Consider the following 13,392-nt stretch of genomic DNA (forward strand, 5'->3'; position numbering starts at 1 on the left):
TTCTTTTCTTCTAAAAGTTTAATATAGCAGAAAATACCAAAGAAGACTTTTTACTAAATCTTTAAATTTTACAAAAGGTCAAAACTTATTGATTCTGCGTCTTTTTGGTAGAAAAAATGCAAGAAAAAAGCAATTTCATTTTTTTTGAAAAGAGATGGTTTCCAAATTTGCGCTTACTATTTATTTACATTAAATTTGCAGCTCAATACAACAAACTACACAAATGATCCATTTCTTTGAAAACCAAAGCAAAACTGTTTTTGCGGTACAAACGCAAAACGAAATTTCAGCTCAAGACATTTCAAAATTAAACTGGCTTTTTGCCGACGCAAGTAAGATCGAAAAATCTGCATTGACAGGTTTCTTTGTTGGTCCTCGCGCTACTATGATTACACCTTGGAGTACAAATGCTGTAGAAATTACTCAAAATATGGGTATTTCAGGTATTATCAGAATCGAAGAATTTCATCCTGCAACGGAAGATTTTACTGATTTTGACCCAATGCTTTCTCAAAAATTCAACGAATTAGATCAAGAAATCTTCACTATCAACATTCAGCCAGAACCAATTTTGGAGATTGATGATATTGCAACTTACAACAAAGTAGAAGGTTTAGCTTTAAGCGAAGAAGAAGTTGAATACTTAAACAATCTTTCAACTAAACTTGGAAGAAAATTAACTGACTCTGAGATTTTTGCTTTTTCTCAAGCCAATTCAGAACACTGCCGTCACAAAATTTTCAACGGAACTTTTGTTATCGATGGCGAAGAAAAAGAAACTTCTCTTTTCAAATTAATCAAAAAAACATCTCAGGAAAATCCTAACGATATTGTTTCTGCTTACAAAGACAACGTTGCTTTTGTAAAAGGACCAAAAGTGCAGCAGTTTGCACCAAAATCAGCAGACAAACCTGATTTTTACGAAATAAAAGAATTTGATTCTGTAATCTCTTTAAAAGCAGAAACACACAATTTCCCAACAACTGTTGAGCCTTTCAACGGAGCTGCAACAGGTTCTGGAGGAGAAATTCGTGACCGTTTAGCAGGAGGACAAGGATCGCTTCCTTTAGCTGGAACTGCCGTTTACATGACTTCTTACTCTCGCTTGAAAGAAGATCGTAAATGGGAAAATGCTGTTGAAGAAAGAAAATGGTTGTACCAAACTCCAATGGATATTTTGATCAAAGCTTCAAACGGAGCTTCTGATTTCGGAAATAAATTTGGTCAGCCGCTTATTACAGGTTCTGTTTTAACTTTCGAACATTCAGAAAACGACCGTAAAATTGGTTACGATAAAGTAATCATGCAAGCGGGAGGAATTGGTTACGGAAAATTAGATCAATCAATTAAAAAGAAACCACAAGAAGGCGATAAAATCGTAATCTTAGGTGGAGAAAATTATAGAATCGGAATGGGTGGTGCTGCGGTTTCTTCTGCAGATACAGGAGCTTTCGGTTCAGGAATCGAATTAAATGCGATTCAGCGTTCAAACCCTGAAATGCAAAAACGTGCTGCAAACGCGATTCGTGGTTTAGTAGAAAGCGATAATAACCCTATTGTTTCTATTCACGATCACGGAGCTGGAGGACACTTAAACTGTCTTTCAGAATTGGTTGAAGAAACTGGAGGTTTAATCGATTTAGACAAATTACCAGTTGGAGATCCTACTCTTTCTGCAAAAGAAATTATCGGTAACGAATCTCAAGAAAGAATGGGATTGGTTATTGGTCAAAAAGATATTGATACGTTGCAAAGAATCGCTGACAGAGAGCGTTCTCCTATGTACGAGGTTGGAGATGTAACGGGAGATCACCGTTTTACATTCGAATCAAAATCAAATGGTTCAAAACCGATGGATTATGCTTTAGAAGATTTCTTCGGAAGTTCTCCAAAAACGGTTATGACAGATAAAACTATCGATAGAAAATATGCTGATGTTGCTTACAACGCAGGAGATTTCGAATCATATTTAAAAGACGTTTTACGTTTAGAGGCTGTTGCTTCAAAAGACTGGTTAACAAACAAAGTTGACCGTTGTGTTGGAGGAAAAGTAGCAAAACAGCAAAATGCAGGTCCGTTACAATTGCCTTTAAATAACGTTGGAGTTATGGCTCTAGATTATTTAGGTAAAGAAGGAATTGCAACTTCTATCGGGCACGCTCCTATCGCTGCTTTGATCGATCCTGTTGCAGGAAGCAGAAATGCTATTGCAGAATCATTATCAAACATTATCTGGGCTCCAATTAAAGATCAGTTAAAAGGTATTTCATTATCTGCAAACTGGATGTGGGCTTGTAAAAACGAAGGTGAAGACGCTCGTTTGTACGCTGCTGTTGAAGGCTGTTCAGAATTTGCAATTGAATTAGGAATCAATATTCCAACAGGAAAAGATTCACTTTCAATGAAACAAAAATATCCAAATGACGAAGTAATTGCACCTGGAACGGTTATTATTTCTGCTGCTGGAAATTGTACAGATATTAGAAAAGTAGTTGAACCTGTTTTACAGAAAAATGGAGATTCAATTTATTATATCAATTTGTCTCAAGATGATTTCAAACTTGGAGGTTCATCTTTTGCACAAATCAGAAACACAATCGGAAACGAAACTTCTACAATTAAAGATTCAGCTTTCTTCAAAAATGCATTTAATACCATTCAAGATTTAATCGGTGAAAACCAAATTTTAGCAGGTCACGATATCGGAAGCGGTGGTTTAATTACTACTTTATTAGAATTGTGTTTTGCAGATGTAAATCTTGGAGCTAAAATTGATTTCTCTGCATTTGCTGAAAAAGACTTATTGAAAATCCTTTTCGCTGAAAACATCGGAATCGTATTCCAGGCTAAATCTGACGCAGCTGTTGAAGCTAAATTAAATGCTAACAATATTGAATTCTTCAAAATTGGTTCTGTAACTTCTACAGCTACTTTGGAAATTGGAAATTGGAAATTAGATATTCCAACTTATAGAGACGTTTGGTTCGAAACTTCTTATTTATTAGATCAAAAACAATCTAAAAACGGAAGAGCTCAGGCACGTTTTGAAAACTATAAAAATCAGGTTTTAAATTACACTTTCCCTACACATTTTACAGGAAAAGCGCCTGTCATCTCGAGCGGAGTCGAGAGACCAAAAGCCGCTATTATTCGTGAAAAAGGAAGTAATTCTGAGCGTGAAATGGCAAATGCAATGTACTTGGCTGGATTTGATGTAAAAGACGTTCACATGACGGATTTAATTTCTGGTCGTGAAACTCTTGAAGACATTCAGTTTATTGGAGCAGTTGGAGGATTCTCTAACTCAGATGTTTTAGGTTCTGCTAAAGGTTGGGCTGGTGCTTTCTTATACAACGAAAAAGCAAAAACAGCTTTAGATAATTTCTTTAAAAGAAAAGATACTTTATCTGTTGGAATCTGTAACGGTTGCCAATTGTTTATGGAATTGGAAGTGATTAATCCAGAACATGAAGTTCACGGAAAAATGCACCATAACGAAAGCCAGAAACACGAAAGTATCTTTACTTCTGTAACGGTTCAGGAAAACAATTCTGTGATGTTATCTACTTTGGCTGGAAGCACTTTAGGAGTTTGGGTTTCTCACGGAGAAGGTAAATTCAAATTGCCTTATTCAGAAGATAAATATAACATTGTTTCTAAATATGCTTACGAAGGTTATCCTGCAAACCCTAACGGTTCTGATTACAACACCGCAATGATGTGTGACAAAACTGGTAGACATTTGGTTATGATGCCTCATATTGAGCGTTCAACTTTCCAATGGAACTGGGCTCATTATCCAAAAGATAGAAATGACGAGGTTACGCCTTGGCACGAAGCTTTTGTGAATGCAAGAAAATGGATTGAGAAAAACTAATTTTTAGTTTTCATTAAATAAAAAACGCCCGAATTTGTCGGGCGTTTTTTTTTGCCACGAAATAATTAACCTTAACTAATTAATTCATGGCAGCAAACATCTCGACGCTATCCCCAAATGGCCGAGATATTCTTTATTTTCAGTCCCTAAAAGAGGATGCTATTCCAGTTACAATATTTGCGGTTCCAAAAGCAAACAGTCCAGAAGCGATTGCGGCTTGTCCAGCAAAGAACGGACTGCTACGAACAGCAATACTAAAGATTGTTCCTCCGGCTAATCCGGCAATTAATCCCAGACCAATTGTTGCAATAATCCACCAGGGTTCTGGTTCTGGAAAGGGCGGTTGTTTGAAGAATTTTTTCCACCAGCCTGGGTATTTTGTGCCGCACCAGCCCATCGCTAAAAAAAAAGCAGTTTCCATAATTATTTCAATTTTAAAACATGCCTACTCGTTTGCTTTTCGGCTTCCGCATTTTGACGGACTAAAAATAGAAATCGTGTTTTGCAAACTGTCTATGAAATTTCCTGTTTTTAAAGGGGAAAAACACCCTTTTTTATTTTCATCTTCCTATTTTCTTAAGTCAATTAATATACCCTAAGTTTAATTTAATACTATCTTAAGGTAGAATATTATTCCTTTTTTCATTGGATAAATAACTTTGTCTCATGAAAAAATGGAAACAAAATTTAGTCGCTGCAATTATCTTATTTACTATAAGCCAATACTCCTTTAGTCAAAAAACAAATTCTATCAACGGAATTGTGTCTGATGGAAAAACTCCAATCGAATTTGTCGATGTGGTTTTAAAACCAGTTACCGATACTACCAAAATATCTGCTTACGCGGTTACGGATTCTTCTGGGAAATTCATTCTTGAAAATGTAAGCCCAGCAGAATACATTCTAAAATTTCGTCTGATTGGTTTTAAATCTCAAAATCAAAAAGTAAAATATACAGGCTCTCCTATTTCAATGAGTAATATTGTTTTGCAAGAAGATGCAAATTTGCTTAATACAGTTGTTGTGAAATCTGAGAAAAAACAAATTCAGAAAACTACTGAAGGTTTTGTTTTTAATGCCGTTTCTAATATTGCGCAATCTGGAGGAACCGCAATCGATATGCTGAAAAATATTCCAACTGTTGCTGTAGATGCTGACGATGCGATTTCGTTAAGAGGAAAAACGCCTTTGATTTTGATTAATGGAAAAAATTCTGCTATTACCAATATGAATCAAATTCCTGCGAGCAGTATTGAAAGCATTGAAGTTATTACAAGTCCGACGGCAAAATACGATGCGAATGCAGAAAGCGGTATCATCAATATTAAACTTAAAAAGAATAATCTAAATGGAATAAATGGTGCAGCGGTTCTCGGCGGCGGATTTGGTGCAAAAGGAAGATTAAGCAGTTCTGCGCTTTTAAACTACAAAAATGATAAATGGAATATTGGAGTTGCTTACGACAATCGCTTTGCGGGAAGAACAAAAAGCATTGAAGGCGAAAGAACCAATTATTTTATTGAAGATGAACATTTCATCAATCAAAACAGACACGATGAAAGAACTGAAGGCTTGCAGAACTTAAAATTCAATGCTAATTTTTCTCCTAATGAAAAAAACACCTTTTCTTTTGAGGCTCTGGGAAATATGGAAAGCCAGGATAATGATGAAACTTTAAAAACAGACATTTTTAACAGTTCTAATCAATTTTATTCCAGTAACAAACGTCATTCTTTAGAATTAGAACGTTCAAAAGCAGCGGAATTTGCTTTTAATTATGATCGAAAATTTTCTGATGATAGAAAAAGCCTAAACGCGAGTCTTACTACTTCATATAATTTCCATAGAGAAAATACGAATATTGACACTGATAATTATGATGAGAACGGAATGCTAATTGGAGATACTTTTTGGCAGAAAACACATAATTATGAAAAAGAAAATATCTCAAATGCCATTTTAAATTATGTTTTTCCAATTTCGGAAAGATCAATAATTGAAACTGGATATAAAGGAACTTTCAGGTTCTTCAATTCTGATTTTCAAAGCGCAGATTTGGTAAATGGAGATTATGTAATTAATCCGCTTGCGAGTAATATTTTTGATTTTAATGAACAGATAAATGCCTTTTACGGACTTTTAAACTCTTATTCAAGCACAAAAGACAATCAGAAATGGAAATACAATTTAGGACTTCGCGCTGAACAAGTTTCAAACAGTGGAAAAACTGAAACGGGAACTGATAATTTTTCGAATAATTATTTAAAACTTTTCCCTTCAGCATCAGTTCAATTAAATTTGAAGTCGGATGAATTTCTAAAATTAGGGTATAGCAAGCGTATCAATCGTCCAGATTTAGATGATTTGAATCCTTTTATCGATATCACAGATGCGTTGAATCCGCATGGAGGAAATCCTTATTTAAAGCCCGAAATCATTCATATTGTAGAATTAAATTATAATAAAGAATGGGATAATTATTCGTTTTCTGGAAATGCTTTCTATAGAAATGCCAATAATACAATCAGACAATATGGTACACTTCAAGACAATGGAGTTGTTTTATTACAGCCTCAAAACATTGGAAACATGGTTACTTACGGACTTGAATCTATTTTCAGTTTTAAACCTTTTTCATTTTATGATGCCAATATTAGTTTAACGGCTTTTCAGCAAAATATTAGCGCTGGCAATTTAGAGCAAGCCGAAGATGTTGTAAAAAGTGCTTTCAGTTGGTACGGAAAAGTGATTAATAACTTTATTCCTTGGAAAGGCGGGAAACTTCAGATTATCGGAAACTATAATTCAGCCGTAGCAACTCCGCAGGGAAAAAGAATTCCAATTTATAATGTCGATATGGGATTTCAGCAAAAATTAGGAAAAGGAAATGCCCGATTAGGATTGGTTGTAACCGATATGTTTAACACTTTAGAAAGCGGTTATAAAAACAATACAGCATTGTTTAAAAACCAAAGAACTTCTAAATCTGATACACGTGCATTGATGATTACATTTGCTTATACTTTTAGATCTGATTTTAAAGAAAAATTACTGGAAAATCAGTTTTCAACGGAGTAAAAACTGATCTGAAATCATTAAAAAATAAAAATTTCATTCTTGTATTTTTAAGTCTCAATTCTATTAAAAATTTGAGTTATATTCGCCAAGAGAAATCTGTTCATCAGATACTTTCAGCCCAAAAACACTTTAATCTACATAAGAATGAAATTTTTACATTTATTAGTGGCAACACTATTTTTTACAGCCTTTCAATCGCATTCGCAAGTTCATGTTGATCAAATTACTCATAATTCAAAAGAGCGCTATATTACCACAACTATTGGTTATCCAGTTCCTGGGACTTATGCTCCATTAAACCAAAAAGAGCCAATTACCGTTCTAAATCCAGATGGAACAGGTTTTATCCAAGCGGATGATTTAAGCAAACAAAAAATCAATTGGGGAATTGAATGTACTGACGAAGGCACTCCTATTTTTAAAGAAGGATTCAACAGTGCATCATACACTTTTTGGTACAGACCCAATGATAGCGAAGAATGGTATTATTCTCAATTCTCTATTCATTTTGCCAAGAAAAAAATGTTCTTAATGGGAGAAAGAGTAAAAGTATACGAAGATTATAACGTACAATAATCAATAAAAAAAGGTCTTACTTTTAAATTTTTCTTCATTTTTAGGGAAATTTTCTACCAAAAAGAAAACGTTTTCGTAGAATTTTAAAAGTACCCGTAAATTTTCCCATTAAATTTTATAAAATTAAAAATCATACCCAAATTTTATTTAATTTGCAATAAAATTCAATATATTAAACATGGTTTCAATCACACGCCTTTTTGATTTTCCCTATTATCAACAAGAAACTTATAACCTTCCGGTTGCTCTAGCAACAAAAAAAAACGGAGTCTGGGAAAAAACATCTAGCCAAGAATATATTGCAAAAGCAAATGCTATTTCAAGAGCATTATTGCGCATGGGCGTTCAGAAAGATGATAAAATTGCATTAATTACTTCGAATAACAGAACGGAGTGGAATATAATGGATATTGGTATTTTGCAGACTGGCGCTCAAAATGTTCCAATTTATCCAACCATAGCAGAAGAAGATTACGAATATATTTTAAACCATAGCGGCAGTATTTACTGTTTTGTTTCTGATGAAGAAGTTTTACATAAAGTAAATGCTATTAAAGCTAACGTACCAACTTTAAAAGAGGTTTATTCTTTTAATGAAATTCCAGGATGCAAACACTGGTCAGATCTTCTTTTAGTGGGTGAAGACGAAAGTAATCAAAGCGAAGTTGAAGCTAGAAAAGATAGTATCAAAACAGAGGATTTGGCAACCATTATTTATACCTCTGGAACAACTGGAAGACCTAAAGGAGTGATGCTTTCACACAAAAATATTGTGTCGAATGTTTTAGACAGTGCGCCAAGAATTCCGTTTGACCCAGGAAAAAGTACTGCATTAAGCTTCTTGCCTATTTGCCATATTTTCGAAAGAATGATTTTGTACATCTATCAATATTATGGTGTTTCGGTTTATTTTGGAGAATCTATTGATAAAATCAGTGACAACTTAAAAGAAGTTCGTCCAACGGTAATTACAGCTGTACCAAGACTTCTAGAAAAAGTTTACGATAAAATTTATGCTAAAGGCGCAGAACTTACAGGAATTAAGAAAAAACTATTTTTCTGGGCTATTGATTTAGGTTTAAGATATGAACCTTACGGAGCAAATGGTGCTTGGTATGAATTCCAATTAAAGATTGCCCGAAAATTGATTTTCAGCAAATGGAAAGAAGGTTTGGGAGGAAATTTAGATTTAATGGTTTCTGGAAGTGCAGCATTACAGCCACGTTTAACAAGAGTTTTTGCTGCGGCAGAAATTCCAGTTATGGAAGGTTACGGTTTATCTGAAACCTCTCCTGTAATTGCGGTTAACGATCAAAGAAATAAAGGTTTCAAAATTGGAACTGTTGGAAAACCAATTCGTAATCTTGAAGTTAAAATCGCTGAAGATGGCGAAATCTTATTGAAAGGTCCAAATGTAATGTTAGGTTACTACAAAGATCCAGAAAAAACTGCTGAAGCAATTCAAGACGGTTATTTCCATACAGGAGATATCGGGGAAATTGACAGCGAAGGTTTCTTAAAAATTACGGATCGTAAAAAAGAAATGTTCAAAACTTCAGGAGGTAAATATATCGCTCCGCAAATAATCGAAAATGCAATGAAACAATCTCGTTTTATTGAGCAGATTATGGTTATTGGTGAGGGAGAAAAAATGCCTGCAGCTTTTATTCAGCCAAACTTCGAATTTGTAAAAGAATGGGCTAAAATCCATAAAATTACTTTAGGAAGTACTGATGCAGAAATTGCTTCAAATCCAGATGTTATTAAACGAATTGATGAAGAAATAGAAGGAATAAACAAGAAATTTGGACACTGGGAACAAATCAAACGTTTTGAACTTACTCCAGATGTTTGGTCAATTGATGGCGGACAACTTACTCCTACTTTAAAATTGAAACGTAAAATTATTAAAGAGATTTATAAAGATCTTTATGCTAAAATCTACGGAAACAATTAATAAATCAAGATAATATAACCAAAAACGAAAAGGCTGTCTCAATTAAGACAGCCTTTTTTTTTACTTTTAAAAACAGGTGTTTTTGCTTTAAACACGAAACTATAAATCGTGTATTTTTAGGTTTTGTTTCAACTAAAACTGAAAACTATGCCTTGGACAGTTCTCGAACAATTATGGAAACGTGCAGTAAATCCTGAAAACACAAATACAGACCTTTCTAACTGGGACAGTGAAGTTAAAGCTTTGTACCAATTGGGCATTGGCATGGAAGATACGCTACGCTTTCTATATTCTGAAAAACCCGATTTTGAAACTTTCAAAATATGGATTAATAGCAGAAAACGAGATATTGCATCCGAAATCGAGGATTTAACTGAAAATGTATTATCTGAACAAGATCTTGATTTTTGGAAAGAAAATGGTTATTTAGTGGTTAAAAATGTGATTTCAAAAGAAGATTGCGAAGCCACACAAAAAGCCATTTGGGAATATTTAAACATGGATCCAAATGAAAAAGAAAGCTGGTACAAGCGCCATGAAGAACAAAAAGGTCTTATGCTTAATTTTTCGGATCATGAAACTTTAAATCGCAACCGTTTTTCGCCAAAAGTAAAAAAAGCTTATGAACAGCTTTATGGAACTACGAATATTTACAAAACAATAGACAAAGTAAGTTTTAGTCCGCCTGAAACAGAAAATTTCACTTTTCTTGGAAGTCCGCTTCATTGGGATATGAGTTTAAAAAAACCGCTTGTTTTCGATCTTCAAGGATTGCTTTATTTGACAGATTGCGAAGAAAATGATGGAGCATTTCATTGCGTTCCAGGTTTTCATAACCAAATTAATCAGTGGTTGGACGAACTTGAACCGCATGAAAATCCAAGAGAAAAAGCAATACAAACGCTTAAAGCAAAACCAATTATTGGAAATGCAGGCGATTTTATAATCTGGCATAACGCACTCCCACACTGTGCAACGCCAAACAAAGGAGAAAACCCACGAATGGTTCAATATCTTACTTATCTTCCAAACGATTACAATGCAGCTGGAGAGTGGATTTAAATGATTTACAGCAATTGCAGAAACGCGAAAAACTGTAAATACTTCTATTTACAGTTTTCTACAGTTATCAGCTATCCTTTTGATAACTGCGATTAACAAATTAAATTCTAATTTTTAAGGCACCAATTCAAAATCTTAGCAATGTTTTTGGCATCGTCAATTCCGCGGTGATGTGTTCCTTCCAATGGAATATTCAGCAATGCAAGCGCGCCGTTCATTCCTGTTGGTTTAACCAAGCCAAACTTTTCGGCAAAATGTACTTTTACATTGATATGCTCCTCTCCCATTGGATAGGAAACACCAAACGATTTACATTGTTTCTTCAGCATATTCAAATCGTACTGACCGTAACTTGCCCAAGTGTACAAATCGGGATTGTACTCGTCAATAAGCTGATTAATGGCATCTTCGAAACTAACTCCGTTCTTATCAAGTAAATCCTGAGTAATGGTGGTCAATTCCGTACAGAACAAACTAACGCTCGAGCGCTGTGGTTTTACCAATATTCCTTTATTCTTAGAAATTGCTCCAGTTTCTGTATCCAATACAGCCAAACCAATTTCAATAATTTCATTTTGCTGCCCGCTCGGGACCGCGCCTTGCCAACACGTGGCTTCTAAATCGATAATAATAATTTTATCTGTAGTTTTCATTTTTTTTTTAATTTTTTAAATAATTGTGTTTATTTTTTTAACCGCTAAGAGCGCTAAGATTTACGCAAAGGATCGCTAAGATTAGTTTTAGCTCCCCATAGCTATAAAAACTTTGTGTCTTAGCGCCTTTGTGGCAAAAAAACTTAGAAAAACATGCTTTTAAAATCTAGAAAGAAACTTCTTTTCTTAGACTTTTTTTCAGGCTTTTCTCTTTTTTCAGAGCTCTTTTTTTCAAAAACAGCTTTAGCTTTCTCAAGCTTTTTAACTGGTTTTGTTTCTTCTTTTTTAGAAGTTTCATAAAACTTTTTGAAAGGACGTGGCTCAAAATCAACCAAAATAGCTGCCATATTTATAGCATCAATATTTGACGGATCTGTTTCTCCTTTTAAGAACGTTTCGATAGGTCTGAATTTATCTTTCTTTTCCTTAAACTTGTTCTTTTTCGTATGATCGAAATCTAAACCCAAAAGATTTTTAAAAACGTTCAAATCATCTTGAGTTGGGTTATTTTCGAAAATCAACCAGCACAAATCACGAAGTTTTCCACGAGAAGGCTTGTACAAATAATCAAAGTATTTGCCTTCTTTTTCTATTTCGTATTTTTTTCTAATTGCTTTTTTATATTGTTGTAATGTATTGTTTTGCATGGTATTTTGATTTTGTAATTCTTGGGAATCTCAGGAAATCGAAGGCTTTTCTGGGAAATCCATATCACAAAAGTTCAAAAGCACACTTGCTTTACTAGAGAAATATCTCTAAATGATATATATGGTTTCCCGAAAATTTACCTTTTCATTCCATAGGCTAATGAGTTCTAAATCTGCTCTTTTAATCGAGGCAAATGAAGATTCACTTAACTCCACTGTATCTGTTTGACCGGTATGAAGACCAGACGAAAATCCTATTTCTTGATTCATCCTTAAATTTTTATTATTAAACTTTTTTTTCTGCCGCTAAGACACGAAGACACAAAGTTTTTCTTTTTTATATCTTCTCAAAATCTTTGCGACTTTGTGCCTTTGTGGCAAATCAATTCACAAAAAAAGCACCCGATTAAAGGTGCTTCATAACAAATACGATATAACTATCCTATTGCCTATATTGATGCACCGACATGAAAAAGCATTCACGATCCGAAGTCGCGGCTACTAATCCTAGGTTATTTATGTATAATTTAAAACTCATTTTATTTATTTTTAAAATTGTTGTTGTTGTTGTTGTTTTATGAAACGCTGTGTTTCAATTTTGTTTGGCAAAGATATGATGGAAAAAATCATATTTCCAAATATTTTTTAAGAATAATTTTCTGATTATCAACCAGTTAAACCAAAAATAAAGACAAAGAAATTCCTGTCCGCAAACTGGTGCAGATCTCAATTTTGTATCAAATGACTGTTACTCATCAGATTACTTTCCAAGACTATATCTTTCTATTTTTATTAATCATTAAACATTTTGGTCAATTATTTTTTTAGTTTTTTTTAGTTATGGTTTGTTTTTCTATCATTCTAAACATCTTTTTTGTCACACTGAGCAAATTCGAAGTGGCTTTAAAACAAAAAAGCGTCCCCGAAATGAGGACGCTTTTCTATTTTATGATGAGTTTGACTCTAAATTTTAAATTTCTATTTCATAAAAATACATATGGCATCCTGATACTTCAGCTGGAAGTTCTCCCGCTAAGTGGTCAAAATATTTTGCTATTGAAAGTGTCATATGTATTTTTCTGTTTTTTAATTACAGGTACAAATATACTATATTTTGCAGATATTTAACAAAATATACCGAAACTATATTTTTTATAACAAAAACCTGCAAATTGATATTTGCGAGGTTTTTGTTTTGATTGGAATAATTTATCTATTGCTGACACAAGCTTTCTGAATCTGCTTCTCTGAAAATGGCGATAACGTTTCTGCCAGATTTCGGCTGGTTCTTAAACAGCTCAGTATTTTTTGCCTTAAATTGATATCGTCGCCAAACTCTGTATGCATTAAAAGCTCGAAGATTTCCTGCAAATATATGGGCTGTTCTTTGTAATCTCCCTCAAACAATTCGTCTGAAAGGAAATTAATTACGGATGGCACTACATCACGATGTGTTGGTTTTTGATTTTCTTTTAGCATAATCGAAAATTATTAGACACACGAAACCCTCGCTTTAGATGTGCTAAAATACCCAATTAGGAT

Annotated in this window: 9 protein-coding genes; 5 read left to right on the plus strand and 4 right to left on the minus strand. The window is 33.9% G+C overall.

Features of this window, described 5'->3' with window-relative positions:
* The first annotated feature begins 223 nt into the window (after positions 1–223).
* Positions 224–3,877 (plus strand): phosphoribosylformylglycinamidine synthase, encoded by a 3,654-nt coding sequence (gene purL, locus V6624_RS21800; protein WP_338840158.1) that lies wholly within the window; start codon positions 224–226, stop codon positions 3,875–3,877.
* 139 nt (positions 3,878–4,016) lie between these two features.
* Here the strand turns inward: purL and V6624_RS21805 are convergent, their stop codons facing one another.
* Positions 4,017–4,298 carry a hypothetical protein gene (locus V6624_RS21805; protein ID WP_111288550.1) on the minus strand — a complete coding sequence of 94 codons (282 nt, stop codon included), beginning with the start codon at positions 4,296–4,298 and terminating at the stop codon, positions 4,017–4,019.
* Between the two features lie 245 nt (positions 4,299–4,543).
* Between V6624_RS21805 and V6624_RS21810 the strand changes: the two genes are divergently transcribed.
* From V6624_RS21810 to V6624_RS21825, 4 genes are all read left to right on the plus strand, one after another.
* A complete protein-coding gene (locus V6624_RS21810) occupies positions 4,544–6,955 on the plus strand; it encodes a TonB-dependent receptor domain-containing protein (RefSeq protein ID WP_338840161.1) in 2,412 nt (803 codons plus the stop codon).
* 144 nt (positions 6,956–7,099) lie between these two features.
* Positions 7,100–7,531 carry a hypothetical protein gene (locus tag V6624_RS21815; RefSeq protein ID WP_111288553.1) on the plus strand — a complete coding sequence of 144 codons (432 nt, stop codon included), beginning with the start codon at positions 7,100–7,102 and terminating at the stop codon, positions 7,529–7,531.
* Positions 7,532–7,709: 178 nt separating this feature from the next.
* The gene (locus V6624_RS21820) at positions 7,710–9,488 is read left to right on the plus strand and encodes a long-chain fatty acid--CoA ligase (protein WP_338840162.1); all 1,779 of its coding nucleotides are present in this window, start codon (positions 7,710–7,712) and stop codon (positions 9,486–9,488) included.
* A gap of 147 nt (positions 9,489–9,635) precedes the next feature.
* Entirely contained in the window at positions 9,636–10,550 is a 915-nt protein-coding gene (locus V6624_RS21825) for a phytanoyl-CoA dioxygenase family protein (protein WP_338840163.1), read from the plus strand.
* A 107-nt stretch (positions 10,551–10,657) separates the two neighbouring features.
* Here V6624_RS21825 and V6624_RS21830 read toward each other — a convergent pair whose 3' ends face one another.
* From V6624_RS21830 to V6624_RS21840, 3 genes are all read right to left on the minus strand, one after another.
* Positions 10,658–11,203, minus strand: a complete 546-nt coding sequence (locus V6624_RS21830) for a 3'-5' exonuclease (RefSeq protein WP_338840164.1) — start codon at positions 11,201–11,203, stop codon at positions 10,658–10,660.
* A gap of 143 nt (positions 11,204–11,346) precedes the next feature.
* Positions 11,347–11,850 (minus strand): hypothetical protein, encoded by a 504-nt coding sequence (locus V6624_RS21835; protein ID WP_338840165.1) that lies wholly within the window; start codon positions 11,848–11,850, stop codon positions 11,347–11,349.
* Between the two features lie 1,209 nt (positions 11,851–13,059).
* Positions 13,060–13,329: a hypothetical protein gene (locus V6624_RS21840; protein WP_338840166.1), complete on the minus strand. Its 270-nt coding sequence runs from the start codon at positions 13,327–13,329 to the stop codon at positions 13,060–13,062.
* Positions 13,330–13,392 lie beyond the last annotated feature (63 nt).

It is taken from the genome of Flavobacterium ginsenosidimutans, assembly GCF_037478105.1.
GTDB lineage: Bacteria > Bacteroidota > Bacteroidia > Flavobacteriales > Flavobacteriaceae > Flavobacterium > Flavobacterium ginsenosidimutans.